General features: G+C 73.9%; 23 protein-coding genes, 2 tRNA genes and 1 other RNA gene. 12 read left to right on the forward strand and 14 right to left on the reverse strand.

From position 1 onward, the window contains the following. Nucleotides 1-48 precede the first annotated feature (48 nt). Nucleotides 49-1272: a hypothetical protein gene (locus EV374_RS22230; RefSeq protein ID WP_132238417.1), complete on the forward strand. Its 1224-nt coding sequence runs from the start codon at nucleotides 49-51 to the stop codon at nucleotides 1270-1272. A gap of 61 nt (nucleotides 1273-1333) precedes the next feature. On the opposite strand, the gene EV374_RS22235 is transcribed toward EV374_RS22230, so the two are convergent. Then, nucleotides 1334-3004, reverse strand: coding sequence for a DUF885 domain-containing protein (locus EV374_RS22235; protein ID WP_132238419.1), 1671 nt, complete (start codon nucleotides 3002-3004; stop codon nucleotides 1334-1336). Nucleotides 3005-3217: 213 nt separating this feature from the next. Between EV374_RS22235 and EV374_RS22240 the strand changes: the two genes are divergently transcribed. Continuing rightward, entirely contained in the window at nucleotides 3218-4318 is a 1101-nt protein-coding gene (locus EV374_RS22240; protein ID WP_132238421.1) for a DMT family transporter, read from the forward strand. A gap of 342 nt (nucleotides 4319-4660) precedes the next feature. Here the strand turns inward: EV374_RS22240 and EV374_RS22245 are convergent, their stop codons facing one another. From EV374_RS22245 to EV374_RS22255, 3 genes are all read right to left on the reverse strand, one after another. Next, the gene (locus EV374_RS22245; RefSeq protein ID WP_132238423.1) at nucleotides 4661-5731 is read right to left on the reverse strand and encodes a PHP domain-containing protein; all 1071 of its coding nucleotides are present in this window, start codon (nucleotides 5729-5731) and stop codon (nucleotides 4661-4663) included. Nucleotides 5732-5796: 65 nt separating this feature from the next. Then, nucleotides 5797-8721 carry a glycosyl hydrolase gene (locus EV374_RS22250; RefSeq protein WP_207914461.1) on the reverse strand — a complete coding sequence of 975 codons (2925 nt, stop codon included), beginning with the start codon at nucleotides 8719-8721 and terminating at the stop codon, nucleotides 5797-5799. Between the two features lie 172 nt (nucleotides 8722-8893). Next, on the reverse strand, nucleotides 8894-9640 hold the full coding sequence (locus EV374_RS22255) for a M23 family metallopeptidase (RefSeq protein WP_132238425.1): 747 nt from the start codon (nucleotides 9638-9640) through the stop codon (nucleotides 8894-8896). A gap of 60 nt (nucleotides 9641-9700) precedes the next feature. On the opposite strand from EV374_RS22255, the gene EV374_RS22260 reads away from it, so the two are divergent. The 4 genes from EV374_RS22260 to EV374_RS22270 all read left to right on the forward strand — a co-directional run bounded on the left by EV374_RS22260 (nucleotide 9701) and on the right by EV374_RS22270 (nucleotide 11688). Next, nucleotides 9701-10093 (forward strand): hypothetical protein, encoded by a 393-nt coding sequence (locus EV374_RS22260; RefSeq protein WP_132238427.1) that lies wholly within the window; start codon nucleotides 9701-9703, stop codon nucleotides 10091-10093. 143 nt (nucleotides 10094-10236) lie between these two features. Then, nucleotides 10237-10404, forward strand: a complete 168-nt coding sequence (locus EV374_RS32720) for a hypothetical protein (protein ID WP_165947875.1) — start codon at nucleotides 10237-10239, stop codon at nucleotides 10402-10404. Nucleotides 10405-10526: 122 nt separating this feature from the next. After that, nucleotides 10527-11054: a tRNA adenosine deaminase-associated protein gene (locus tag EV374_RS22265; protein ID WP_132238429.1), complete on the forward strand. Its 528-nt coding sequence runs from the start codon at nucleotides 10527-10529 to the stop codon at nucleotides 11052-11054. Nucleotides 11055-11238: 184 nt separating this feature from the next. Continuing rightward, nucleotides 11239-11688 carry a nucleoside deaminase gene (locus EV374_RS22270; protein ID WP_207914472.1) on the forward strand — a complete coding sequence of 150 codons (450 nt, stop codon included), beginning with the start codon at nucleotides 11239-11241 and terminating at the stop codon, nucleotides 11686-11688. A 3-nt stretch (nucleotides 11689-11691) separates the two neighbouring features. Here the strand turns inward: EV374_RS22270 and EV374_RS22275 are convergent, their stop codons facing one another. The 3 genes from EV374_RS22275 to deoD form a co-directional block, all read right to left on the reverse strand. Next, nucleotides 11692-12159 (reverse strand): thioesterase family protein, encoded by a 468-nt coding sequence (locus tag EV374_RS22275; RefSeq protein ID WP_132238433.1) that lies wholly within the window; start codon nucleotides 12157-12159, stop codon nucleotides 11692-11694. Continuing rightward, a complete protein-coding gene (locus tag EV374_RS22280) occupies nucleotides 12156-12794 on the reverse strand; it encodes a TetR/AcrR family transcriptional regulator (RefSeq protein WP_132238435.1) in 639 nt (212 codons plus the stop codon). The genes EV374_RS22275 and EV374_RS22280 overlap by 4 nt, the downstream gene beginning before the upstream one ends. 122 nt (nucleotides 12795-12916) lie before the next feature. Next, nucleotides 12917-13624 (reverse strand): purine-nucleoside phosphorylase, encoded by a 708-nt coding sequence (deoD, locus tag EV374_RS22285; RefSeq protein ID WP_132238437.1) that lies wholly within the window; start codon nucleotides 13622-13624, stop codon nucleotides 12917-12919. Between the two features lie 75 nt (nucleotides 13625-13699). Between deoD and EV374_RS22290 the strand changes: the two genes are divergently transcribed. Next, nucleotides 13700-13786, forward strand: a tRNA-Ser gene (locus tag EV374_RS22290). Between the two features lie 207 nt (nucleotides 13787-13993). On the opposite strand, the gene EV374_RS22295 is transcribed toward EV374_RS22290, so the two are convergent. Further along, nucleotides 13994-14545 carry a DUF5872 domain-containing protein gene (locus EV374_RS22295; RefSeq protein WP_132238439.1) on the reverse strand — a complete coding sequence of 184 codons (552 nt, stop codon included), beginning with the start codon at nucleotides 14543-14545 and terminating at the stop codon, nucleotides 13994-13996. A 382-nt stretch (nucleotides 14546-14927) separates the two neighbouring features. On the opposite strand from EV374_RS22295, the gene EV374_RS22300 reads away from it, so the two are divergent. Beyond that, the gene (locus tag EV374_RS22300; protein ID WP_132238441.1) at nucleotides 14928-16109 is read left to right on the forward strand and encodes a right-handed parallel beta-helix repeat-containing protein; all 1182 of its coding nucleotides are present in this window, start codon (nucleotides 14928-14930) and stop codon (nucleotides 16107-16109) included. Nucleotides 16110-16316: 207 nt separating this feature from the next. Here EV374_RS22300 and EV374_RS22305 read toward each other — a convergent pair whose 3' ends face one another. The 5 genes from EV374_RS22305 to EV374_RS22325 all read right to left on the reverse strand — a co-directional run bounded on the left by EV374_RS22305 (nucleotide 16317) and on the right by EV374_RS22325 (nucleotide 19381). Then, on the reverse strand, nucleotides 16317-16847 hold the full coding sequence (locus EV374_RS22305; protein ID WP_132238443.1) for a polysaccharide deacetylase family protein: 531 nt from the start codon (nucleotides 16845-16847) through the stop codon (nucleotides 16317-16319). Next, complete coding sequence (locus EV374_RS22310; RefSeq protein ID WP_132238445.1) at nucleotides 16844-17458, reverse strand: hypothetical protein; 615 nt, start codon at nucleotides 17456-17458, stop codon at nucleotides 16844-16846. The genes EV374_RS22305 and EV374_RS22310 overlap by 4 nt, the downstream gene beginning before the upstream one ends. A gap of 204 nt (nucleotides 17459-17662) precedes the next feature. Then, nucleotides 17663-18463, reverse strand: coding sequence for a sulfite exporter TauE/SafE family protein (locus EV374_RS22315; protein ID WP_486485893.1), 801 nt, complete (start codon nucleotides 18461-18463; stop codon nucleotides 17663-17665). 158 nt (nucleotides 18464-18621) lie between these two features. Continuing rightward, nucleotides 18622-19053, reverse strand: coding sequence for a hypothetical protein (locus EV374_RS22320; RefSeq protein ID WP_132238447.1), 432 nt, complete (start codon nucleotides 19051-19053; stop codon nucleotides 18622-18624). A 243-nt stretch (nucleotides 19054-19296) separates the two neighbouring features. Beyond that, nucleotides 19297-19381 (reverse strand) — tRNA-Ser (locus tag EV374_RS22325). An 82-nt stretch (nucleotides 19382-19463) separates the two neighbouring features. On the opposite strand from EV374_RS22325, the gene ffs reads away from it, so the two are divergent. Continuing rightward, nucleotides 19464-19553, forward strand: an RNA gene (gene ffs, locus EV374_RS22330) — signal recognition particle sRNA small type. Between the two features lie 107 nt (nucleotides 19554-19660). Further along, nucleotides 19661-22624 (forward strand): DNA polymerase III subunit gamma and tau, encoded by a 2964-nt coding sequence (locus tag EV374_RS22335; protein WP_132238449.1) that lies wholly within the window; start codon nucleotides 19661-19663, stop codon nucleotides 22622-22624. 234 nt (nucleotides 22625-22858) lie between these two features. Here the strand turns inward: EV374_RS22335 and EV374_RS22340 are convergent, their stop codons facing one another. Next, the gene (locus tag EV374_RS22340) at nucleotides 22859-23932 is read right to left on the reverse strand and encodes a DUF2332 domain-containing protein (RefSeq protein ID WP_132238451.1); all 1074 of its coding nucleotides are present in this window, start codon (nucleotides 23930-23932) and stop codon (nucleotides 22859-22861) included. Nucleotides 23933-24091: 159 nt separating this feature from the next. Here EV374_RS22340 and EV374_RS22345 point away from each other — a divergent pair, with 159 nt between their 5' ends. Together EV374_RS22345 and recR are read left to right on the forward strand one after the other, a co-directional pair. Then, nucleotides 24092-24400, forward strand: coding sequence for a YbaB/EbfC family nucleoid-associated protein (locus EV374_RS22345; RefSeq protein WP_233600326.1), 309 nt, complete (start codon nucleotides 24092-24094; stop codon nucleotides 24398-24400). A gap of 7 nt (nucleotides 24401-24407) precedes the next feature. Further along, complete coding sequence (gene recR, locus EV374_RS22350) at nucleotides 24408-25001, forward strand: recombination mediator RecR (RefSeq protein WP_089003014.1); 594 nt, start codon at nucleotides 24408-24410, stop codon at nucleotides 24999-25001. Nucleotides 25002-25060: the final 59 nt, after the last annotated feature.

Here is a 25060-nt window from a genome sequence, read left to right on the forward strand (position 1 = left end):
CGTGGGCCCGTTCCAGCTCCGTCCCCTCTGGCCCGCCAGGAGGCGTACGTGACGACCGACGATCCGCAGCGGTCGGACGCCGAACTCGTGTCCGCCGCCGTCGGCCCCGCCGAGCCCGTGCTGGCCGTGCCTACCGGCGCCGTGCCGGCCGGCACGAGACCTGCCAATGCCATGCCGGCGGCCGGGTCGATGCGATGCGACGCGAGGCCGCGCGACCCCCGTCCGTACGTGGTGCTGCCGGTGCTGCTCGGCCTTGCCGCCGCCGTGGCGCTCGCCGCGCCCGGGCCGACGCCGGTGCGCGCCGTGGCGCCGCCGACTCCCGCCTGCCCGACCACAACTCCCGGCCAGGGCGGAACGCAGCCGGCCCCGAGCGGCACGCCGGGCGGAACGCGACCCGCGCCGAGTGGCACGCCGGGCGCGTTGCCGGGCCCGACCGGGACGCCGGCCCCGACCGGGACGCCGGCCCCGACCGGGACGCCGGGCGCGACGCCGGCCCCGACCGCCCCCGGCCCGTCCTCGTCTACGGGCGGCGGAGGCGACGCCGGGCGCGACATCCTCGACGGTATCGGTGACCTTTTCGATCGCGGCTGGCAGGACGACGAGGAGTTGGCCCCCGGGGCGACGCCGTCGTCCACGCCGGGCGTCCGTCCCACGGCCTCGCCGGGCGTCCGTCCCTCGGCCACGCCGAGCGTCCGTCCCTCGGCCACGCCGAGCGTCCGTCCCACGGCCTCGGCCCCGGGTCGGCCTGCGGCTCCCGGCCGGGGGTGCGCCCCGGCCGGCCCGGAGCCGAGCCGACCCGGGCAGGTGGTGGCGGGCGAACCGCTGCCTCGGATCCCCGCCGATCCGGGACAGCCGGTGGTGGCGGCGGTCCCGTCGAAGCTCACCGGTTCGAAGGTGACCATGGACGGGCTGCGGTTCGAGGGCATCGTCGACCTGCCCACCGCCGACGGCAGCCTGAAGGCACTGAAGTTCTCCATGGACCGCGCGGTCACCGACGATTTCCTGCTCCGCGCGCCCGCGCCGGCCGGCCGGACGATGCGGTTCGCCACGGACCGGCTGACGGTCCGGGGGGACGTCGCCTTCTATGCCACCCGGTTCGTCGGGCGGCTGCTCGGCGTCAAGATCACGCTGACCCCGGACCTGCCGTTCCCCGACGGCCTGCCGATCACGTCACCTGTTCCGATCACCTTCACCGAGCCGGTCATGGAACTGGCGTTCGTCGACAGCGACACGCTGACCGCCACGCCGGCGTTGAAGCTGACCCTCTCCTGACCTCACCCCACCACCACCGACGGTGCGGGGCCGGCGTCCCGCCGGCCCCGCACCGCCGACCTCAGAGTCGGCCGAGCGCCTTGCGCAGCGGGTCGAGCCCCAGCGAGCCGAGGTCGAGCGCCTGCCGGTGGAACTCCTTGAGGTCGAAGTCGGCGCCCTTGCGGGCCTTCGCCTCGTCGCGGGCCTGGAGCCAGATCCGCTCGCCCACCTTGTAGGAGGGGGCCTGCCCCGGCCAGCCGAGGTAGCGGTTCAGCTCGAAACGCAGGTTCTCCTCCGGCACCCGGCAGTGCGCCCGCATGAACTCCCAGCCCAGCTCCGGCGTCCAGCGCTCGCCGGGGTGGAAGCCGAACGGGTTGTCCTTCGGGATCTCCAGCTCCAGGTGCATGCCGATGTCGACGATCACCCGGGCGGCCCGGAACGCCTGCCCGTCGAGCATGCCGAGCTTGTCGCCCGGGTCCTCCAGGTAGCCCAGCTCGTCCATCAGCCGCTCCGCGTAGAGCGCCCAGCCCTCGCCGTGCCCGGAGACCCAGCAGAGCAGGCGCTGCCAGCGGTTGAGCAGCTCGGCCCGGACGGCCGTCTGCGCGACCTGGAGGTGGTGACCCGGCACGCCCTCGTGGAAGACGGTGGTCACCTCGCGCCAGGTGGAGAAGTCGGTGACGCCCTGCGGCACCGCCCACCACATCCGCCCCGGGCGGGAGAAGTCCTCGCTCGGGCCGGTGTAGTAGATCGCGCCGTCGCTGGTCGGGGCGAGGCAGCACTCGATGCGGCGTACCTGCTCCGGGATGTCGAAGTGGGTCCCGTGCAGGTCGCCGATGGCCTTGTCGGCGAGCGCCTGCATCCAGTCCCGGAACGCCTCCTTGCCCCGGATCGTCCGGGCCGGGTCGGCGTCCAGCGCCTCGACCGCCTCGTCGATGGTGGCGCCGGGGCCGACGATCAGGCCGGCCACCGCGCGCATGTCCGCCTCCAGCCGGGCCAGTTCCTCGAACCCCCAGGCGTACGTCTCGTCGAGGTCGACCCTGGCGCCGAGGAAGTACTGCGAGGCCAGCTCGTAGCGCTCACGGCCCGCGGCCTGCTTCTCCCGGCCGAGCGGGGCCAGCTCGGTGCGGAGGAACTGGCCGAACTCGGCCGTCGCCGCGGTGGCCGCCGCCGCGCCCCGCCGCAGCTCGGCGCCGAGGGTGCCGTCGGCGCCCAGCCGCTCGACCATCCCGTGGAAGAAGTTGTCGCCGTCCGGGTCGACCCAGATGTCGCACTGCTTGGCGACCTCGACCAGCTGGACCCGGGCACTGACGTGGCCGGCGGCGGCCGCCTCGCGCAGCGTCGCCTTGTAACCCTCCAGGGTGCTCGCGAAGCGGTTGAGCCGGGCCGCCACGTGGGCCTTGGCGTCGTCGCCCTCGGTCGGCATCAGGTCGAAGACCATGCGGACCTCGTGCAGGCCGCTGGAGATCACGTTGACCTCGCTGCTCGCCTCGCCGGCGTCGTAGCGGGCGAGGTCGAGGCCGAGCCGCTCCTGCATGGCATCCTTGGCGGTCCGCTCCGCCTCCGACTCCGGCTCGGTCACCTCCAGGTCGGCCAGCGTCCGCCGGATCAGCTCCGCGCGGGCCGTGTATCCGTCGGGCGACAGGTCGTCGAGCTGGTCGTCGTAGCCGGCGATGCCGACGTAGGTGGCGCCGATCGGGCTCAGCGGCGCCCACTCGGCCACGTAGCGGTTCGCGAGGTCATCGATTCGTCCCACGCTGCGACCCTACGTGAGGGCACCGTCAAGTTGTCGAACGCGTTCTGCGTGTTCAGGGCAGCAGGTCGGCGGGGTCGACGTCGATCGGGAACGGCAGGTCGGCCGAGAGCCGCCGCCCGCCGCCCGCCCTGGCGCCAGGCGGTTTCTGTGGTGGTCGACACGGCGTCCGAAAGTCGCGGGACTTCGTCGTACGGCTGCGGCAGAGTGTCAGGGGTGACAGTGGATTCCACTCCTGACCGGGCGGCGCTGCGGAGCTGGCTGCCCGGGTTCCTGGCGCTGGCCGCCATCTGGGGCTCCAGCTTCCTGTTCATCAAGATCGGCATCGGGGAGTTGCATCCACTACACCTCACCCTCTACCGGGTCGCCGCCGGCGCGGTGACCCTGCTGCTGGTGCTCGCCGTGCTCCGCGACCGCCTGCCCGCCGAGCCCCGGGTGTGGGCGCACCTGACCGTGGCCGCCGCGTTCGGCGTCGCCGTGCCGTTCACCCTCTTCGGCTACGGCGAGCAGCGCGTCGAGTCGATGCTCGCGGGCATCTGGAACGCCACCACCCCGCTCATCGTGCTGCCGCTGGCCGTGCTGGTGTTCCGCACCGAGCGGCTCACCACGCGCCGGGCGGTCGGGATGGCGCTGGGCTTCGCCGGGGTGCTGGTGGTGCTCGGGGTATGGCAGGGCGTGGGCGGCGCCCACTTCACCGGGCAGCTCATGTGCCTGGGCGCGGCCGCCTGCTACGGGGTCGCCATCCCGTACCAGAAGAAGTTCGTCGCGGGCAGCACGCACTCCGGGCTCTCGCTCTCGGCGGCGCAGCTCCTGGTCGCGACCGCCCAGCTCGCGGTCGTCGCGCCGTTGGTGGCGGGGGCGCCGCCCGCCCCGACGGGCCTCTCGGCCGAGGTGCTCGCCAGCGTGCTCGCCCTCGGGGCGCTCGGCACCGGCCTCGCCTTCGTCATCAACCTGCGCAACATCCGGGTCGCCGGGGCGAGCACCGCCTCCACCGTGACCTACCTGGTGCCGGTGTTCGCGGTGGTGATCGGCGCCCTGGCCCTCGACGAGCGGCTCACCTGGCACCAGCCGGTGGGCGCGCTCATCGTGCTGTTCGGCGTCGCCATCTCGCAGGGCCTGATCGGCCGCCGCCGGCCCGCACCCGCTGGCCTCACCGAGCCGTCCGCGCCCGCCGGCGTGATCGAGTCGACCGCTGCCGCTGCCGCTGCCGCTGCCGCTGCCGCTGCCGCTGCCGCTGCCGTCGCGCCGGCCGCTGCCGTCGTGCCGGCCGGCGTCGCCGCGCAGGCCGCGCCGTCCGTGCCGGCTGCCCGCCGCTGAGCGATCCCGCCCGTCACCCGGCCTTCGCCCGTCGCCGCCTGCCGTCCGCCGTCCGCCGCCTGCTGTCCGGCGCGCCGCCTGCCGCCTGCCGTCTCGGCGGACGGGTGGAACACCATGGGTGTCAACGCCCGCCTTTGACAGCCATGGTGTTCCACTCGTGGACGTGGCGGGACATGCCGTGGGCCGGCGACCTTCAGGAGCGGCGCAGTTCGTTGCCGCACGCGCTGCCGCTTCGCACCCGTCCAGGCGCGGTCACCGCTCCGCCGCCCGTAAGTGACGGCCGGACCGCCTGTGAGGTCGGCCGCCAGCCAGGGCGAGCAGTCAGGGCGAGCAGCCAGGACCTCAGCGGGCGGAGCGGGCCCAGTCGACCAGCCGGTCGGCGTCCCAGGTGTTGACCACCCGGTCGGCGGGCACCCCGCACAGGGCGGCGCGCTCGCAGCCGAACCGCTGCCAGTCGAGCTGGCCGGGGGCGTGCGCGTCGGTGTTGACGGCGAAGTCGCAGCCCGCCTCCAGCGCCCGGCGGATCAGCCGCTTCGGCGGGTCCTGCCGCTCCGGGCGCGAGTTGATCTCGACGGCCACCCCGTGCTCGGCGCAGGCGGCGAAGACGGCGTCGGCGTCGAAGTCGCTCTCCGCCCGGGTACGCGGGCGGTGCGCCCGGTCTCCCGGCCCCTTCACCCCCGCCGGCCGGGACGACACCATCCGTCCCGTGCAGTGGCCGAGGATGTCCAGGTGCGGGTTCGCGATCGCGGTCAGCATCCGCCGGGTCATCTTCGCCCGGTCGTCGTTCAGGCCGCTGTGCACCGAGCCGACCACCACGTCGAGGCGGGCCAGCAGCTTCTCGTCCTGGTCGAGCGACCCGTCGGCGAGGATGTCCACCTCGATGCCGGTCAGGATGCGGAAGCCCTCCGGCAGCGCCTCGTTGACCTTCGCCACGTGGTCGAGCTGCTTACGCAGCCGGTCGGCGGTCAGCCCCCGGGCCACCTTCAGGCGGGGCGAGTGGTCGGTCAGCACCACGTACTCGTGGCCCAGCTCGACCGCCGCGAGCGCCATCTCCTCGATGGGTGAGCCGCCGTCGGACCAGTCGGAGTGGGTGTGGCAGTCGCCGCGCAGCGCGGTACGCAACGCGGTGGCCGCCTCGTCCAGGTCCGTGCCCTCGGTGGCGAGCAGCCGACGCAGGTAGACCGGCTCCTCGCCGGCGAGCGACTCGGCCACGCAGCGGGCGGTGACGTCGCCGACCCCGGACAGCTCGGTGAGCTTGCCGGTGCGGGCCCGCTCGGCCAGCTCCCTCCCCGGCAGCGCGCCGAGGGCCGTGGCCGCCGAGCGGAACGCCCGGACCCGGTAGGTCGCCTCGTTCGCCCGCTCCAGGAGGAAGGCGATCCGGCGCAGGTCGGCGATGGGGTCCCGGGCGCTCATGCCATGGAAAATACGCCCCCGCGCCGCCGGTCGTCGGACGACCGGCGGCGCGGAGGCGTACGGAATCAGGAGTGCGGCAGCTTCACCAGCGACCTGTCGCCGATGCCGAGGGTGGTCGGGTTGTTCCCGATCGCCGACCAGACCTCCACCCGCACGGTGCCGTTCGACAGGCTGCCGAGGGCGCCGGTGGCGGAGTGCAGGCCGCTCTGCTGGGTGTAGCGCTCGTACCCGGGAACCGGGTCGGTGGCGAAGTAGCGGTACGTCTCCACCCGCTCCCAGCTGCCGTTGCCGGTCAGGTCGTAGGAGACCCGCACCTGCACCCCGTTGCCGACCGCGTTGCCGGCGTCGAGGAACAGGTCGAACGTGGTCTGCCCGCCGCCGTACGCCAGATCCAGGCCCGTGGCGGTGAACACCTGCGGGTTGGTCGGCGTGCCGTCGCGGTTCGCGCCACCCGCGCCGGCCACCGTGACGGTCGCCGGGCTGCCGGCCGCGGCCAGCCCGCCACCCGGCAGCAGGTACCGGGTGGGGAAGTCCGACGACGGCGGCGGGGTGGTGGGCGGCGGGGTAGTGGGCGGCGGCGTCGTCGGCGGGGGCGTCGTCGGCGGCGGGGTGGTGGGCGGGTTCGTGCCCGACACCCCGCCGGTCGCGGTGCCACCGCTCCAGGTGTACGCCCCGCTGGTGGCCGTCTTCCCGGCGGGCACGGCGAGCCGGGTGCCGTCGGAGAACGTGACCGTCAGCGGCGCGGCGGTGATGTTGCTCGCCACGTAGGTGCGCGCGCCGTTGCGCTGGAACACCGCCGCCAGCGGGTGGTTGGCCGTGACCGGGGTGTGCACCGTCCCGAGGGCCGCGAGGTTGCGGATCCAGTGGAAGGTGTGCGCCCGGCTCTCGCCCTCCTCCGGCGTGTACCCGGGGTTCGCGCGGAGCTTCGCCAGCGCCGCGTCCGGGTCGCCGAGCGCCAGGAACTGCCAGAGGATGTCCTGCCACACCGTCGGTTCGCCGCCGTTGTTGCGCACCAGCTCCTGGTAGTTGGCGCGGTTGGACGCCGGGTACTGCCCGAGGTAGAGGTGCCCGCCCGTGACCGGGAGCATGTTGATGCCCTGGATCATCTCCGGGTCGGCGCTGAACCAGGTGGCGTACGCGCCGCCGTCACCCCAGACCATGCCGACCGTGGAGTGCCCGAACGCCGCCGGGTAGTTCTCGTTCGTCACGTCGAACCAGTACTCGTGGATCGCCGCGGCCTGGGTGGTGTGGATGAAGATCCCTGCGTCGCGTACGGCGGTGTTGCCGGTCGCCTGCCCCCACTGGATGAGGGCGTTGGCGAAGTTCATCCCCTCGGACGAGGACTCCTGGTTGTTGCCGGCGTGGAACGAGCCGTGTCCGGCGGCCCAGTCGTGCCCGGCGTAGATGTCGAAGTCGCGCAGGTACGGGAAGCGGTTGTCCGTGCGGTCGTAGTTGTTCGCGTCCCGGATCAGCAGGTCGATCATGCCGCCGTACTGGTCCTGCCGGGCCCAGGTCGGGTCGAACTTGGCCAGGGTGGCGGCGGCGGCGATGTAGTAGCCGTAGTGGAAGTGGTGGTCGTTGAGTTCCTGGTCGGAGCCGTAGGAGGCCGGGTAGCCGATCAGGGTTCCCCAGTTGCGGTCGTAGTGGAAGACGCCCTCGGTCTCCCCGGGCGTGGCGGTGAGCCAGTCGTTGAGGGTGCTCCGGATGGCGTTCAGCGCGGCGGTACGCGTCTCGGCGTCGCCGACCTGGTCGGCGATCTCGGCGATCCGGGCGGCCCGGCCCAGGCCCTTGCCCGTCCAGTAGGTGTCGGTGCCGCGCTGGTCCATCGGGTTGCCCCGGACGGCCGCCAGGTGGTTGCGCAGCGTCGTCAGGTCCGCCCCGGTGCCGGTGGCGACGGCGGGGACCTCCGGCAGTACGCCGTTGAACTTCATCGAGGTGCGGAACGCGTCGACGCCGGTGAGCACCTTCATCCGGCCGCGCGCCGACGGGTAGGTGAGCGCCAGCGGGGTGGCGCCGGTCAGCGACCGCCACTGGTGCGGGTAGAGGCTGACGACCGTACGGTTCGCCGTGCCCTCCCGGGCGGTCGTGGTGAAGGCGTACGTGGTGTTGACGGTGCTGGTCGCCTGGTCGTAGGCGTACGAGACCCGGGTGCCGGTGACGTGGGCGTGGGCGTACTGGCCGTAGGTGGTGGCCAGCCCGGCACGGGACGCGGCGTCGGTGCTCGGCGTGGTGGGCAGCAGGGCGACGGAGAAGTAGCCCTTGCCGGCCAGGGTGGAGGTGATCCGTCCACCGTTGACGGACCAGGTGGCGCCGGTGGGCGCGTACGCGACGTAGTCGTGCCCCCGGACGGTGAAGCCGATCGTGGCGCCGCTGTTCGACCAGACCGTGGGGCTGCCGCCGGTGGCGTTGATCAGGGCGTTGCCGCCGCTGGTGCGGAAGTACGCGAACGGCAGCCCGTGGCCGATGGTGGCCCGCATGGTCCGGGTGCCGTCGGCCCAGTACGGGGTGACCGTCCAGTCGGTCCAGCCGTCGACCTTGACGACCGGGGCGGCGAGCGCGGCGATGCCGACGCGGATGTCCTCGGAGTACGTGTACTTGAACTCGCCGACGCCGGTCGCGGTGCCGCTGATCGTCGGGGTGGAGGTGGCCGAGATCCCGAGGCCGTCGCCGGCCGGCTGGTAGGAGGCCGGGTGCGCGTGCAGCGGCTCGCTGTAGGAGCAGTTGGTCCGCTTCCACAGCAGCGACGACCACCAGTCGTTGGTGGGTACCGGCCCGGGGGGCGCGTCGGCGGTGGCGAACTGCCGGGGGTTGGTGGTCATGTCTCCGCAGCCGGTGGGCAGGGGGCCCACGCGGTCGGTGGTGTAGCTGCCGGCGCCGACGGTGGCGGCCTGGGCGGGGGTGGTGGTCACGACGGCGAGGCCGCCGAGGGCGAGGGCCAGGGCGGAGGTGGCCGCCACGGCCCAGGTGCGGCGTGTCGCAGGAGGTGTCACAGTGCCTCCGGTCGGGGAGCGCCGGTCGGGGACGGGCGCGTTCTGCGAGCGAATTGTGTGGAAAGTGGTCTCAGAGAGCGCTCTCTTGCAGCGGGACGCTAGCCCAGGGCCGAGACTTCCGTCAATGTTTCCCAGCGATGAAGCGCTGATGACGACAAACCGGAGCGGGTCGTCAGGCGGTCGGCGGCGCCTTCGGGCAGCCGTGCCGGCGGTGCCAGGCGGCCACCTCGGCGGCCGGCTCCTTGTTGCCCTTGCGCCGCCACGAGTCCAGGTACGGCGCCGGCCAGACCACGCCCCGGCGGATCCACCAGCCGTCCCGGCCAGTGCACGGCGGCGAGATGCCGAAGTGCAGGTGGCACACGTTGTTCGCGTTCCCGGTCCGGCCCACCTCGCCGAGCCGCTGCCCGGCGCGCACCCGCACCCCGGCGTCGATGCCGTCGGCGACGCGGCGCAGGTGCGAGCCGTAGTAGCGCACCCCGTCGTCGCCGAGCAACGACACCGACAGCCCGCCGTTGTGCGGCCCCCGCGGCCCGCGCCTGTCGAACCGGTCGACCCGGCTGACCTCCAGGAGGACGCCGTCGGTCACCGCCACGACCGGCTCGCCGCAGTCGGCGAAGATGTCCGTCCCCGGATAGGCCGAGTGGGTCGGGTGGTAGGCGACCTTCGCCGCGCGTACCGGAAAGACGTGCGGCAGCCCGGCGCGGGTCGGCGCGGTCGACGGGCCGGTCGGGGCGGCGGCGCCGGTCGGGGTGGCGGCCGGCGGCGCGGGCTGCCCGGCCGTCGCCGGCAGGCTCGGCCGGGGTGCGCCGGGCGTCGTCCCGGGCCGCGTCGTCGCGCAGCCGGCGGCCAGCACCGGCACCAGCACCAGCAGGACCGGGTACGCCGGACGCGCGCGGCGTCCGATCGTCGGCGAGGGCATCCGGTCATCCTCGCAGAGTCGGTACGGTGGTGGAGGCGCGCGGCAGAAGGGGAGGGGTCGATGACGACCGGACGGTACGCCTTCCCGCCCGAGCCGGACGCCGGGTTCCGGCCGGCGCCACGGGTCCCCTCGGGGCTCTTCCCGTCCGCGCCGCCGTCCCAGCCCACCTACCGCGAACCGCACCCGGTCACCGGCGCGGGCGTCGCGTCCGGCGCCGCCGTGGCGACCGTCTGGCTGCTCCTGTTCGGCCTGCTCGGCCGCGGCGTGCCCGGGTACGCCTGGTGGACCCTGCTGGCCGGCGGCCTGGCCTGGCTGGCCGCGCTGCTGCTGGTCCGCGCGGGAGACCGGGGCGTGGCCACCGGCATCGCGATCGTCACCGCCGGCGGGTGGAGCATCGCCGCCGCCATCGTGGCGGTGCGGTGGGTGTCGAGCGGGGACTGGCCGCTCTGGTGAGCCCGGTGCGGCCCGTCCCGCCCGGGCCGCGACCCGCCTGCCGGCGCCCGGTGCGTCGGGCCCGTGGCTGCGCTGCGTCGCGGGTCGGCTGCGCAGCGAATCCCGCCTTGACGTGGCCGCCCGAACTCGGCACCCTCGGCGTTATGGCCTGGACCACTCCGCGGCTCGATCCCGAGCGCAGCCGCCGTCGCCAGCAGCTCCTCGCCGAGTTGGCGGGCGCCCGGGCGGTACGCCAGCGCGTACGGCCGCAGCGGGTGCGCAGCGAGCGCCTGCGGGAGCTGATCGCCACCCGCCGCCGGGTCGCCGGCTGACGACCGGCAGACTTTCCCCAGGATTGACCGGCCCTTCGGGGCGTTGACCGGTCGCCTGCCGACCCGACCGGCTAACGTGCACGCGTAACGGGTCGGCCTGCCGAGGCTCTTTTGGGGGAACCGTGTCGTACTTCGCTGCGGCCGTCGTACGTGACGACAGCGGTTGGACGGCCGCCGAGGTGAACCTGCGGGGGGTCACCGACATCGAGGACGTCGCCGACCGGCTGCGCGACGTCGACTCCGACGCCGACCTGTCGCTGCTCTTCGTCGAGGCCGACGACACGTACCTGGTGCTCATGCGCCTGGACGAGGGGGAGGACCTGCGGGTCTTCGGCTCCGACTCGGCCTACGCGGAGGAGTCCCGGCTGGGCGCCCTGCTGGTCGGGGACCTGAAGACCTCGGTGACCGGGCTCGACGACACCGACGAACCGCGCCCGTCCGGCCGCGGCGACGACGACACCGAGCAGCCCGCCGTGGACCCCGAGGCCGACCCGGTCGGCGAGGCGGACCTCCTGGCCGACCTGGGCATCCCCGCGCAGAAGCTGCTCAACCTCTGCGCGCAGGAGGGCATGATGCCGGCCGACGTCACCGCCGAGGTGTGCCAGGTGCTCGGCTGCGCCGACGAGGTCGAGGAACTGCGTGAGGTCTGAGCCGCCCGGGCCCGGCCGGGCCGGTACGGGCGGCGCCGAGCCGGCCGACGCCACCGACCCGGCGCTGGGCACCGTACGCCCCGGTCAGCCGACCCCGGGCTCGGCGGGCCGGGTGGGGCCCGGCGCCCACGAGGGGCTGGCCGAGCCGGACGGTGCCGGCCGGCGGCAGCGGCACGAGCTGTGGATGCGGCGGGCCCTGGCGGTCGCCGTGACCGGCCCCGACAGCCCCGCAGACACCGGCCCCGACGCCGCCGACGACATCCCGGTCGGCGCCGTGCTCTACGGGCCGGACGGCGCCGAACTGGCGATCGGGCGCAACGAGCGGGAGCTGACCGGCGACCCGACCGCGCACGCCGAGGTGCTGGCGTTGCGCCGGGCCGCCGGACGGCTCGGCCGCTGGCGGCTCGACGGCTGCACCCTGGTCGTCACCCTGGAGCCCTGCACGATGTGCGCGGGCGCGCTGGTGCTGGCCCGGGTGTCCACGGTGGTCTTCGGCGCCTGGGAGCCCAAGACCGGGGCCGCCGGGTCGCTGTGGGACGTGCTGCGCGACCGCCGGCTCAACCATCGGCCGGAGGTCTACGGCGGCATCCTGGAGTCGGAGAGCGCCGCCATCCTGCGCGCCTTCTTCCGCTGACCCTCAGGCGTCGGCCGGGGCGGGCCGGAGCAGGGTCGCGGCCACCGCGCGGGCGGTGTCGGTCCACGGGGTGGGGCGCAGGGTCGCCGGGTCGAGCCGGACGATCGCCCGCGCGCCCTCCGCGTGCACCGTGCCGCCGTCCACCGACTGGAACCGGTAGGCGTACCGGGCGCTGCTGGTGCCGAAGTGGTCGAGCCAGAAGTGCACCGCCACGGGTCCGGTCCCGGTGACGGGCGTGCGGTAGCTGATGGTGAACTCGCGTACGGCGTGGAACACGTCTGGTGCGCTCTGCCGCCCGGCCTGGAACGCGACACCGTGCTCCGCCCAGTACCCGGTCAGGGCCCGTTCGAGCAGCACCGCGTACCGGGCGTTGTGCAGGAGGCCGAACGCGTCGAGGTCGTCGAAGTGCACCGCGACGTGCGCGACGTGACCGAACTCGACGGCGGGCTGGTCGACGATGGCGTGGCTCATGAGATGCCTTCCGGTAGCAGGGTCGGATCGGGGCACAGTGCCCGCAGGCGGTTCAGCAGGCCCTGGCGGGCGTGCCGGTAGGCGGTGTCGGGGTCCAGCAGCCGGGAGCGCATCGCGGCGGTGATCCCGAGCGCGTCGATCTCGTACGCCAGTTGCGCGACGTCCACGTCGGCGGGCAGCTCGCCGGCGGCGACCGCCTCGCGGACGAGCTGTTCGAGGAACGCGGTCCAGCGGCCGAACACCTCGGCGAGACGGTCCCGGACCGGGCCGGGACGCGCGTTGTACTCGAAGTCGGCGCTGGCGAAGAAGCAGCCGCCGGGGAGCACCCGGGCGGCGAAGAAGTCGATCCGGGCCTGGTGCAGCGCCCAGAGCCGCCGTACGCCCCGGGGGGCGCGCAGGGCCGGCTCGATGACCCGTTCCCGCTGCTGCTCGACCGCCCGGTCGACCGTGGCGAGCTGGAGCGCCTCCTTGGAACCCCAGTGCGCGAAGAGGCCGGACTTGCTGACGCCGAGCGCGTCGGCGAGCTGGGCCAGGGAGAGCCCGTGCAGGCCGACCTCGGTGGCGAGGACCACGGCGGCGTCCAGCGCGGCGGTGCGGGTCCGATCACCCCGCGCGACGCGTCCGTCGACTGTCATGGCCAGAGGCTAATGAATAAGCACGACCGTTCGTATAGTTTCTCGACGTGACCGTGGTCACGAAACAGCGACGCCGCCCGCCATCCGGGGACGGACGGCGGGCGGCGGCGGGCCGACGAGGATCAGGCGACGATCGTGTCCAGGGCGATCTCGACCATCTGGCTGAAGGTCTGCTCCCGCTCCTCGGAGGTGGTCTTCTCGCCGGTCTTGATGTGGTCGCTGACGGTCAGCAGGGTCAGCGCGCGGGCCTTGAACCGGGCGGCGATCGTGTAGAGCGCCGCCGACTCCATCTCCACCGCCAGCACGCCGTAGTCGGCGAGGCTGTCGTAGAGGTCCGGGCGGTCGGTGTAGAAGGCGTCCGCCGCCAGGATCGGCCCGACCCGCATCGCGATGCCGCGCCGCTCGGCCACCTCGACCGACGTACGCAGCAGCCCGAAGTCGGCCACCGGGGCGTAGTCGATCAGCCCGTCGAAGCGCATCCGGTTCATGTTCGAGTCGGTGGACGAGCCGATCGCCGCGATCACGTCGCGCAGCCGCAGGTCCTCGGACAGGGCCCCGCAGGAGCCGACCCGGATCAGGCTCTTCACGCCGTACTCGTTGACCAGTTCGTGGGCGTAGATCGAGGCGGAGGGCATGCCCATGCCGGAGCCCTGGACGGAGACCTCGACGCCGTTGTGGCGGCCGGTGAAGCCCAGCATGCCCCGGACCGTCGAGTAGCACTGCGCGCCCTCGAGGTAGGTCTCCGCGATCCACTTGGCCCGCAGCGGGTCGCCCGGCATCAGGACCCGCTCGGCGATCTCTCCCGGCTTCGCGCCGATGTGCGTACTCATGGCAAGGATCCTGCCAGGCCGCCCCGGGGCGTACCGGTTCGGCGTCCGAACCCGGGGTCATGTACCCTTCTCGGCGGTGGCGTGTCCGAGTGGCCTAAGGAGCACGCCTCGAAAGCGTGTGAGGGTTTACGCCCTCCGCGGGTTCAAATCCCGCCGCCACCGCTCGTGACATGCGAGAACGCCCGGTCGATCCGCGAGGATCGCACCGGGCGTTCCCACATGCCGACCCAACGCCTCCCCGCACCCTGCCTGCGTGCCTCCCGCCCCCTGCCTGCGCCGATCATGCAGTTGTGGTGCTCCGCGAAAGGGGCGTATGGGTGGCTATTGCCCACCACGAGTGCATGATCGACGCCGTGGATGGGCGGGGGGTTAGCGGCGGGTCAGTTCCTTTTCCAGGCGGGTGATGAGGGTCTTGCGGGACTTGCCGTCGCGTTCGCGGCGCAGGGCGGACTTCAGTTGGCCCTTGTCGAGGTCGCGGACGAGCTTGGCCGCCTCGGCGACCGGCAGCTCCGACAGTTGCTCGGCCGACGTGGCGTTGCGGCGGGCGCGTTTGGCCGGTCCGGTGTTGGCGACGTACTGCCTGCCGGACCTGGATTCCTTCCGCTTCTTGGCGTCGGTCGCCCGCCTCTCCTTCTCGGAGAGTTCCTTCCAGGCCTGTTCGGGCAGGTAGCGACTCGTCTCGTCGCCGTGCCGCGCCCGGGTGTCGCCCTCCTTGGTCTGCCAGTGCTCGCCGCCCCAGCGCTGGAGGGACTTCTGCCGCTCGTCCTTCGGGCCGACGAAGCCCCCGCCTCGCCTCTTGTACTCCTGGGTGACCAGCTGCGACTTACGCGCCGACCACTGTCCCGGCCGGCCGCCCTTGTCGGAGGCCTTGATCTCTTCCTTGACCTGCTCCCTGAGTTCGGGCTTCGTGTACCGCGCCATGCCCGGCGGTTACCCGGCGACCTGCGGCTCATGCTTCCGCGTGCCGGGGTGCCGGGGTGCTGCTCGAGTCCCCAGCCGCACCTCGACCTCGTTGTCGGCCCACAGCGCGGTCACCACGGCGATCCGGGTCGCCGTGGTGACCGCTAACCAGCACGTCCGGGCACGCCGATTCGGTGCGCGGGAGGACACACGGCCCGGCGGTCGAATGTAATGATGTCCTCCGATGGCGCCAGAGATGGCGTCTCCACGGGGGATCGTCCAACGGAGACAGCACGACCAGCCCGGAGCAGAGCGCCGGACCGGTCGTCGGCTGCTCTGCTTCCTCGTGTCCGTTCTCACCTCGACCCACCCTGCCAGGGCGGGTCGCCCCTCAGGAGGAAACGTGCACGAAAAGCGCTCACACCGCCGCCAGTTGTTCCGGGCGGCTGCCGTCACCGCCGGTACCGCCGTCGCCGCGCCGCTGCTGGGGGGCGTCACGCCCGCGCAGGCCGCCGCGCTCGCCACCACCGGCGCCATTCCCTGGGTCGGCCCGGCCGGCTCCGGTGCCCCGTTCGAGGTGAACGAGACCTTGGGTGCGCAGGCCGCCATCAACGCGGCGCTGGGCACGAGCAGCCGGCGGGCCGTCTACGTCGCCCCCGGCAGCTACAACCTGAAGGCCCCGGTGGTGCTCGGTGACCGGCAGGCACTGATCGGCGCGGGCCCGTTGGTCACACTGCTGACCGCAGCCGCGGGCTTCAGCGGGGCGGCCCTGGTGGTCAACCCGTGGTCCGGCACCCTCGCCGGCGGGACTCGACAGTGCGTGACCGACATCGGGCTCGACGGCGTGAACCGGGTGGCCAACGGCGTCAACTTCCAGATGAACACCGAGCCGGACCTGTACGGGCCGGATCCGGCGCCATGGCTGACCCGGGTCTTCGTCACCCGGACCACCGGCGACGGGTTTCTCCTCGGCGGCACGTACGCGGGTGGGCAGCGGGAGTTCAAGCTCACCGACTGCCGGGTCGAGAAGGTGGGCGGCTGGGCGTACAACTTCCAGTCGTCGGACGGGTTCATCAGCGGGTGCTCGGCCCAGGGTTGCGCCGGGGGCGGCTACCTCCTCGGCGGTGGCAACATCAAGATCTGGGGCAGCAAGGCGTACGGCATCGGCACCGCGGCCACCTCTGCCCCCGCGTTCCGGATCGACTCCGCGCGGGCGACCGTCGTCGGCTGCGAAGCCCAGGACACCATCGGCAACGGCTTCGAGATCCGCGCCGCCAACGCGACGCTCTCCGGCTGCACCGCCGACTCGACCGGGCGCGGCGGCACCGGCGTCGACTCGGAGTCTGCGGGCTTCTACGTGGCCGCGTCCGCGGTGAACCTGGACGGTGGCGCGTTTCAGCGGACCAGCGGCGGCGCGAAGTGGATCGTGAGCACGGATCCGGGCATGCGGTGCGCCCTGTACCTGGCCCCCGGCGTCGACTTCCTCTCCGTACGGCTGGTCACCGGGGCGGGCCGGCCCACGCCGTTCCAGCGCCTGATCACCGGCACGGTCGGCGCTGGTTCGTCGGTCTCGGTCCTCGGCTGACCGGGTAGGCCGCGGGGCCGACCTCACCGTATCGACCCTGCGGCCGCACGACTCCCGTCGGGCCCGGTCAGCCGGCGAGCCGCCTGTCGAAGCCGTCCCGGCGGGCCGAGCGTCGAGGGTCGGCCAGAACCGCCGGTGGGTGAACGCGTACGTGGGCAGGCCCACGGGGCCGTCGTGCTGGGTGGGATCTGGTTGTGGCGGTGTCGTTCAGCAGGGGCTGTGGCCCTCGTCGAAGAGGCGCTGGGCCCAGTCTGCGTACCCGGCGATGATCTTCTTCACCGCCCGCCCGTCGTGCAGGAAGAGGTACGCCCGGTCGCCCTGCCGGGCGAGCAGCCCGTCGAGCCGGTACGTCCCCTGTGGAGCGTCCAGCTCCCGCAGGGACGGGTAGCGGGTGCGGACCTCGTCGACCGGCATGCCGGCGGTGACCCCCTGCGGGGTGCGCGTCGCCTCGCCGAGCCAGAGCAGCACCAGCCGGTCGTCGACGAAGATGGGACTGGTCGTGTCGTACCCGGCCAGCGCCGGGCCGCAGGCGTCGATGTCGGAGCGCAGGATGCCCCGCCGGGTCAGCTCGTCCTCGGTGTCGCCGAACTCGACGTCGCGCAGGCCGTTGAGGTCGACCACCTCGACGGCCCCGACGGGCCGGCCGTCCAACTCGCGCAGCGGCGGGTGCACGCCGCTGCCCGAGACCCAGGCAGCCGTCGTCAACGCGGCGATAAAGCCAAATTGTCGCAATTTCATGGAATCCCCCAGTCCCCAACGGGACCGGGCCGTTCAGGTTGCTGCCCGCCCGCAGATTGCCGGTTTTCCCATTCCTCGGCCAGCTCGTCCCAGTAGTCGGCGCTCAGCCGTCGGCGCCCGTGCGCCAGCCAGCCGGCGGTGCTCCGCTCGACGTGCAGGCCCAACTCGGCGAACGGGTCGATCCACGCGCCGGGCTCCGCCCCGAGCCGGGCGAGCGCCGCGTTCAGCGGCCACTCCGGGCGCGGTCCGTCGAAGAGGCGGTCGAACCCCGGCCCCCAGCTCACCTGGCCGCCGAGCCACACCAGCGCCGACTGGTAGCCGGCGCCGCCGAGGAACTCCGCCTCCAGGTACGCCACCGGACCCGTCCGCGACCAGCGGGCGAGGGCCTCGGTGAGGGACGCCGGGAGCACCAGGTGGAACGGCTCCTCCGGGGACCGCTCCGCCGTCGAGTAGTCGGGCGGAGCCCCGGTCAGCTCCTCGACCAGTTGCGGGGTGACCGGCAGCAGCGCGAAGTCCTGGCGCAACTCGCCGAGGACCGCGTGGTCCAGGTCGGCGGTGTGCTCGCGGAGCAGCTCGGCGTCCGCGACGACCGCGCTGAGCTGGTAACCCATGGGAGCCCTCCGCCGTCCACAGCCTGTGGATGGAACATGTGTACGACGACTGTCGCCTCCGCCGCCCTCCGCACCGTACCCAATCGTCCCCTTCCGGCACCGCCCCGCGATGCCGCGCTCCCGGCCCCTTCCCGGGCGTCCTGTTCCACTCGCCGGCGGCTTCCGCACCCCGGCCCGCCTGCGGGGACGACCGACCGGCGAAGGTCAGCGCAGCAGGTTGACCAGGGCGGCGAGCCCGACGACCACGATCGTGGCGCGCAGCGCCACCGGCGGGAGGCGGCGTCCCCACCGGCCGCCGATCAGGCCGCCCACCACGGAGCCGACCGCGATCAGCAGCGCCGGCTGCCACGCCACGTTCCCCACGATCACGAACATGATCGCCGCGACCCCGTTCACGAGGCCGGCGAGCAGGTTCTTCACCCCGTTGACCCAGCGCAGGTCGGCCGAGAGCAGCACGCCGAGCAGCCCCAGCAGCAACACGCCCTGGGCGGCGCCGAAGTAGCCGCCGTACACCCCGGTGCCGAAGACGCCGAGCAGCAGCAGCGGCCCCGCCCGCCGTACCGCCTGACCGCCCGCCGACGACGCGCCCGCGTCGTCCGCGACCGGCCGTCGGTGGGCCAACGCCCGCGCCAGTCGCGGCTGCACCACCACGAGCACCAACGCCAGGACGATCAGCACCGGCACGATGGCCCGGAACGCACCGGGCGGCAGGAGCAGCAGCAGTACGCCGCCCGTGACACCGCCGAGCACGGCGGCGAGACCCAGGCGAGCCAGCAGCCGGCCGTGCCCGGCCAGTTCCTGCCGATAGGCGTACGCCGCGGTGAACGACCCCGGCACCAGCCCGACGGTGTTGGACACGTTCGCCACCACGGGCGGATAGCCGAGGGAGAGCAGGACCGGGAAGGTCACCAGCGTGCCCGAGCCCACCACCGCGTTGATGGCTCCCGCCGCGACCCCGGCGGCCAGCACGGCCAGCCCGTCGACGACGTTCAGCGTTGCGTTCACCTGTGTCCGCGCTCTCCCCGGGCCGGTCGACGCCCGCAGGTCGCCGCCGCCTGGTTGTCTCGCTGTCGGATGCGGCTGTCAGCGTAGGACGCGGGCGGTGCTTCCTGATCGACGTGCGGCAGGGATCACGCCGTGACCAGTAGCTTCGTCGGCGGCGTTCATCTCTGCGGTGGGCGCGGTCGCCGGGGCCTGGCGTGGCGGCGGCGCAGCCAGCGGGGCAGGCGATGCCGGGGCACGAACATGCCGATGTCGTCCGCCGCGTTGTCGGCGTAGCCGCGTAGCTGACAGCCGCCGAGCGGGGTGCGGTCGCGCAGCGCGCCCCGGAGCAGCGCCAGCGACTCGGCGTCGACGTCGCGGTGCAGGCGCCCGAAGTGACCCAGCGACTGCAACGCGTTCGCCCTGGTCTGCGCGTCTCGCGACCGGAGCCCGCGCTTGATCCTGGGAAGGACGACGGCAGGCGGGTGGAACTCGTCCAGCACCAGCCAGAGAAGCGCCGGCCCGGCCCCGGGCTCCGTACGCTCCAGGGCCGCGTCGACCTTCTCCGGGCAGTCGCATTCGTCGAACTTCGGGTCGGTCGCCCGCTCGCTCACCCGGCATCGACGCCGGACATCGCGACCAGTTGCGTCCAGAGCAGCCAGCGCGGGATCCTGCCCATCCGGATCACCCCTTCCGGCGTCACCTGTCGAGAGGCGCAACCGCCACCGACCGAACGTCGACGAGGCATCGACACAGGTCGGAGGAGCGTAACCAGTGGGCCGCCGTGGCGCACGGCAGAAACGATGCGAGGGCCGTCCCCGATAGGGTCGGCCCTCGCGTTCGTGCTGCTCAGCGAGCGGAGGATACGAGATTCGAACTCGTGAGGGTGTTAACCCAACACGCTTTCCAAGCGTGCGCCCTAGGCCTCTAGGCGAATCCTCCGCAGACGAGGATACAGGTCCCCGGCGGGTGGGCCACCCCACCACCCCCTGAAGATCGACGCGGCGTCGGGTAGGGTTGGCGGTACCTCCCGTGCGGCGGTATCTCGTGAACCTCCCCAGGGCCGGAAGGCAGCAAGGATAAGCGGGCTCTGCCGGGTGCACGGGAGGCCTTTTTGTCTCCGGGTCCCGGTAACGTCCCTGCGGGTCAGGTCACGGGGTGGTGGGTGGTCACCCGCGCCCGACCGGCGCAGAATGGCTCGGTCGAGAGGAGGCGGGACGAGTGGCACTGGCGCTCTACCGCAAGTACCGGCCGCGTACCTTCGCCGAGGTCATCGGGCAGGAGCACGTCACCGAGCCGCTGTCGCAGGCGCTGCGCAGCGGACGGCTCAACCACGCCTACCTCTTCTCCGGCCCACGCGGCTGCGGCAAGACCTCCAGCGCCCGGATCCTGGCCCGCTCGCTGAACTGCGAGCAGGGCCCGACCCCGGAGCCGTGCGGGCAGTGCGACTCCTGCCGCGAGCTGGCCACCGACGGCGGCTCGATCGACGTACTGGAGATCGACGCGGCCAGCCACGGCGGCGTCGACGACGCCCGCGAGCTGCGCGAGAAGGCGATCTTCGCGCCGGCCAAGAGCCGCTTCAAGATCTACGTCATCGACGAGGCCCACATGGTCTCGTCGGCCGGCTTCAACGCCCTGCTCAAGCTGGTCGAGGAGCCGCCGGAGTACGTCAAGTTCATCTTCGCGACCACCGAGCCGGAGAAGGTCCTCGGCACGATCAAGTCGCGGACCCACCACTACCCGTTCCGGCTGATCCCGCCGAAGGTGCTCCGGCCCTACCTGGAGCAGCTCTGCGAGGCCGAGAACGTCGCCGTCGAGCCGGCGGTCTTCCCGCTGGTGGTGCGCGCCGGCGGTGGCAGCGCCCGGGACAGCCTCTCCGTGCTCGACCAGCTCATCGCCGGGGCCGGGCCGGAGGGCGTCACCTACGCCCGGGCTGCCGCCCTGCTCGGCGTGACCGACGCCGCCCTCATCGACGAGATGTGCGACGCGCTGGCGGCCGGGGACGGCGCGACGGCGTACGCGACCGTTGACCGGGTCGCCGAGGCCGGGCACGACGCGCGCCGGTTCGCCTCCGACCTGCTGGAGCGGCTGCGCGATCTCATCGTGCTCCAGCAGGTGCCCGACGCCGCCGCCAAGGGCCTCATCGACGGCCCGGCCGACCAGATCGAGCGGATGGCCGCCCAGGCCCAGCGGCTCGGCCCGGCCACGCTGTCCCGCTGCGCCGACATCGTGCACAACGGCCTGGTGGAGATGCGCGGCACGACCGCGCCCCGGCTGCTGCTGGAGCTGATCTGCGCCCGGATGCTGCTGCCCGGCGCCGACGACAGCACCGGCGGCCTGCTCCAGCGCCTCGAACGCATGGAGCGCCGGCTCACCCTCGCCGGCACCGACGCGCCGCCGGCCGCCGCCGGCCCCGAGCCGGTCGCCGCCCCTCCTCCCGTACGCCCCGAAGCTCCCGCCCCGACCGCGGCTGCCGCCGCGCCCGACCCGTCGCCCGCCGGCCCGCCGGCGGCTGCCGGCGCCCAGTCCGGCGCTGCGGCTGCCCGCGCGGCGGCTCTTGCCGCCACCGGTTCCCGTACGGCGCAGGCAGCCCCGGGCGCCACGGAGCCGGTGGGCGCGCCCGCCAGTGGGCCGCCCGCCGATGCTTCCGCCCGCCGTCAGGTGCCGGCCTCGGCGGTGCTGCCCGACCCGGCCACCCCCGCCCCGCCCCGCCCCGGCGCGGCTGCGGCGGGCCCCCTGGACGCCGTCGCGGTGCGCCGGGTCTGGCCGGACATCGTCGCGAAGGTCAACCGGATCAAGAAGCCGGCCGCCGCGCTGATGCGCGACGCGGTGGTCCGTGACGTGGACGGCGACACCCTGGTGCTGACCGTCAAGTCGCCGGTGCTCGCGCAGATGATGGGCAACCACACGTCGGTACTGGCCGACGTGCTCTACGAGGAGTTCGGTGGCCGCTGGCAGATCCGCTGCGAGGTGGCCGGCGAGCGGGGTGGCACGTCACTCGGTGGCTCGTCCCGTCCCGCCGCTGCGGCCCGCCCGGCATCCCCGCCGTCGGCCGCCCCCGCCCACCAGGACCGGACCGACGCTGGCCCGTCCGGCACCGGCCCGTCTGGTGGTGGCGAGGGCGGCGGCGGCCCGTTGGGTGGCGGCCCGTCCGGTGGCGGTGCGGGCGGTGGCATGTCCGGTGGCATGTCCGGTGGCCCGACCGGACCAGGCGGCCTGGCCGGCTCAGGCGGCCTGGCCGGCTCAGGCGGCCTGGCCGGCTCAGGCGGTGCGAGCGGCCTGGCCGGCTCAGGCAGTGCGAGCGGCCTGACCGGCCCAGGCAGTGCGAGTGTCCCGGCCGCCTCAGGCGGTCCGAGTGGCCCGACCGGCGCGAGCGGCCCGGGCGGCCCGAATGGACTCAGTGGTGCGGCCGGCGGGCCTGGTGGCGCGGGGGGTGCTGCGGGCGGCCAGGGCGGGGCGGCCCGGCCCACCTTCGACGCTGGTGCGTCGGGCAGCGGTGGTGCTGCCGCCGCTGCCGACGTCGCCGAGGACTGGCCCGAGCCTGCCCGCCCGGGTGGCGCGGCCGGAGGCGGCGACGACTGGCCCGAGCCCGCCCGCCCGGGTGGCGCGGCCGGGGGTGGCGACGACTGGCCGGAACCGGCTCGGCCGGGTGGCGCGTCGGCCGCCACGTCGACCAGCGGCACGGCAGCCGCTGCCCCGGCGGCGACCGGCCTGCCCGGCGCGGCGGCGACCACCTCGCCGGCGACCACCCGGCCGGCGAGCGCCGCCACGGCGTCGGCGACCGCCACGACCGCCGTACCCAAGCCGGCCGGTCCCTCGGGTGCGCCGCAGCAGGCCGCGCCCGCCAGCCCTCCGGTGAGCAGCGCGATCGCGGCGGCGCGGGCGGCTGCGGCGGGACGTGGTGGTCCGCGTACCGGCCAGCCGGTGCGGAAGACCGCGGACGCCGACTGGGCCGGCGAGCCGCCGTACGACCCGGACTTCGACGGCCCGGTGCGCGGCGGCGGCGGACGCCCCGGCGGTGCCCGGCCGGCGGCCCCGAACTTCGAGGGCTTCGACCCGGGTGACGAGCCGCTGGACGAGGTCATCGACGAGCAGACCGCGCGGGAGTCCAGCGAGGAGCAGGCGGTACGACTGCTCCGCGAGGCGTTCGGCGCAGAGAAGATCGACGAGATCGACGCCCGATAGCCCCCCAACGCCAACGCCAACGCGACCCGCGCAGATCTTGGCAGGAATCGGCCCCTCTGGGGGCGCTCCGGTACCAAGATCTCTGGAGACGGCGACGGCGACAGCGATGACGCGGCGGGCGCGGTGGCGGTGGGAGCGGTGGCGCAGGGCAAGGGCGCGGGTGCGGCGGTCGAGGCAGGCGGTCAGGCGGGTCGGGTCGGTCAGGGGCAGGCAGCCGGGCGGGTCGGGGCGGGGTTAGACGGGCCAGGCCGGGAGGCCGTGGGGGTGTGCCTCGGCCAGCAGGCGTTCCGGGCCGGTGCCGAGCCGGGCGCGGAGCTGGAAGTCGTTGCGGGCCTCCCGCGGGTGCGGCTCGAAGGAGACATGGGCGACCGGCGCGTCGGTGCCGTCGGCGGCGGCCAGCCGGTCCAGCTCGGCGGTGACCCGTGCCCACTCCTCGGCCGGGACGTACTGGCGCATCACCGAGTGCCACACCACGGTCAGCGTGCCGGGGCGCGGGGTGATCCCGGCGAGGAAGTCCGCCGCCCCCGCCGCGACGACCCGGGCCGGCAGCCGCGCGGCCAGCTCCAGCGCGCCGGCCAGCCGGGCCGCGCGGGCGGTGTGCTCCGGCCAGAGGTACGCCCGCAGCGCCAGCGCGCCGTCGGAGTCGCCCGGCTCGAGCGGGCTGACGTCGCAGCCGAGCCGCTCCACCACGGTCAGCTCGGGGTACGCCTCGGCCGCCGACCGTAGCCAGTCGGGCACCCCGCCCCGCCAGCCGTCCGGCAGGCGTACCGGGGAGTCGGCCGGTCCCCAGGCGAAGCCGGCGGCCTCGACGCGGAACCGGTCGGCTCGCAGGTTCAGCCCGGCGCTCGCGCCCAGCTCGACGAGGCGCACCGGCAGCCCGCCCACCTCGTGGACGGCGTGCAGCAGGCCGGCGAGCAGCAGGTTGGCCCGGCCGACCTCGTTGGTCTGGGGCGGTCGGCGCAGCCAGCCGCGCAGCGTGTCGTGCTCGGCCTCGACGACCGCCCGGAACGCGGCCCAGCAGGCGGGGGCGTCCGCCGCCCGGTACGCCCCACCCGCGCTCGGGTAGAACCGGGCCAGCCCGGGTGCCCGGCCGGACAGCACCAGCGCGTGCACCCCGCCGAGCAGGCGTAGCGACACGAGGGCGTCGGCGTCGCTGTCCTCGTACCCCTTGATGACGGTGGCGCACGGGCCGCCTGCCCGCACGTCACCGGCGGCGCGCGCCAGCAGGTGGGCGTAGAGGGCGGCGTCCATGTCGGCGCAGGCTCGGGCCTGTCGTTCCATGGCCGCCGCGGCCTGTTCCCGGGACATCCGCCACCTCCGTCCGGTCGGTCCCGTGATCGTGCGCCCGGACCCGGCGCGAGGGAAGCACCGGGCGGGGCGAGGCTGCTCACAGCCGATAGGCTGAGCGGCGGCCGAGCAGACGAGTGCGAGAAGGAGCCATCCGTGCGCCCAGGTGGACAGCCGAACATGCAGCAGATGCTGAAGCAGGCGCAGAAGATGCAGCAGCAGATCGCCAAGGCGCAGGCCGAGCTCGCCGAGGCGGAGCTGACCGGCACCGCCGGCGGGGGCCTGGTCACCGCGACCGTCGCGGGCACCGGCGAGCTGAAGTCGATCAAGATCGACCCGAAGGCGGTGGACCCGGAGGACGTGGAGACCCTGGAGGACCTCGTCGTCGCGGCCATGCACAACGCCGCCGAGGCGGCGCGGGAGCTGACCGAGAAGAAGATGGGCCCGGTCACCGGCGGCATGGGCGGCCTCGGCCTGCCCGGTTTCTGAGCGGCAGATGTACGAGGGCGCCATCCAGGACCTGATCGACGAGCTGGGGCGGCTGCCGGGCGTGGGCCCGAAGAGCGCACAGCGGATCGCCTTCCACGTCCTGTCCGCCGACCCGGCCGACGTCAACCGGCTGGCCGGGGCGTTGCGCAAGGTCAAGGAGCTGGTGCGGTTCTGCACCAGTTGCTACAACGTGGCCGAGTCCGACCGGTGCCGGATCTGCCGCGATCCGCGCCGCACGGACGAGGTGCTCTGCGTGGTCGAGGAGCCGAAGGACGTGGTCGCGATCGAGCGGACCGGGGAGTTCCGGGGCCGCTACCACGTGCTCGGCGGGGCGATCAATCCGCTGGAGGGGATCGGGCCGGACAATCTGCGCATCCGCGAGCTGATGGCCCGGCTCAGCGACGGCACCGTGCGGGAGCTGATCCTGGCCACGGACCCGAACACCGAGGGCGAGGCGACCGCGACGTACCTGGCGTTGATGGTCAAGCCGATGGGCATCTCGGTGACCCGGTTGGCGAGCGGTCTGCCGGTCGGCGGCGACCTGGAGTACGCCGACGAGATCACCCTCGGCCGCGCCTTCGAGGGCCGTCGCGCCGTCTGACGTTTCCGCTATGGTCGGCACCCGATTCGGGTGCCGACCATCGTCGTACGGGCACTGTC

Source organism: Micromonospora sp. CNZ303 (genome assembly GCF_004345505.1).

Bases quoted from the DNA above. Each gene is read 5' to 3' on its own strand.
- EV374_RS22270 (WP_207914472.1), top strand. From the start codon at position 11,239: ATGCGGCGGGCCCTGGCGGTCGCCGTGACCGGCCCCGACAGCCCCGCA.
- EV374_RS22305 (WP_132238443.1), bottom strand. From the start codon at position 16,847: ATGAAATTGCGACAATTTGGCTTTATCGCCGCGTTGACGACGGCTGCC.
- EV374_RS22310 (WP_132238445.1), bottom strand. From the start codon at position 17,458: ATGGGTTACCAGCTCAGCGCGGTCGTCGCGGACGCCGAGCTGCTCCGC.
- EV374_RS22260 (WP_132238427.1), top strand. From the start codon at position 9,701: ATGACGACCGGACGGTACGCCTTCCCGCCCGAGCCGGACGCCGGGTTC.
- deoD (WP_132238437.1), bottom strand. From the start codon at position 13,624: ATGAGTACGCACATCGGCGCGAAGCCGGGAGAGATCGCCGAGCGGGTC.
- EV374_RS22280 (WP_132238435.1), bottom strand. From the start codon at position 12,794: ATGACAGTCGACGGACGCGTCGCGCGGGGTGATCGGACCCGCACCGCC.
- EV374_RS22295 (WP_132238439.1), bottom strand. From the start codon at position 14,545: ATGGCGCGGTACACGAAGCCCGAACTCAGGGAGCAGGTCAAGGAAGAG.
- EV374_RS22345 (WP_233600326.1), top strand. From the start codon at position 24,092: ATGCAGCAGATGCTGAAGCAGGCGCAGAAGATGCAGCAGCAGATCGCC.
- EV374_RS22245 (WP_132238423.1), bottom strand. From the start codon at position 5,731: ATGAGCGCCCGGGACCCCATCGCCGACCTGCGCCGGATCGCCTTCCTC.
- EV374_RS32720 (WP_165947875.1), top strand. From the start codon at position 10,237: ATGGCCTGGACCACTCCGCGGCTCGATCCCGAGCGCAGCCGCCGTCGC.
- recR (WP_089003014.1), top strand. From the start codon at position 24,408: ATGTACGAGGGCGCCATCCAGGACCTGATCGACGAGCTGGGGCGGCTG.
- EV374_RS22340 (WP_132238451.1), bottom strand. From the start codon at position 23,932: ATGTCCCGGGAACAGGCCGCGGCGGCCATGGAACGACAGGCCCGAGCC.
- EV374_RS22255 (WP_132238425.1), bottom strand. From the start codon at position 9,640: ATGCCCTCGCCGACGATCGGACGCCGCGCGCGTCCGGCGTACCCGGTC.
- EV374_RS22275 (WP_132238433.1), bottom strand. From the start codon at position 12,159: ATGAGCCACGCCATCGTCGACCAGCCCGCCGTCGAGTTCGGTCACGTC.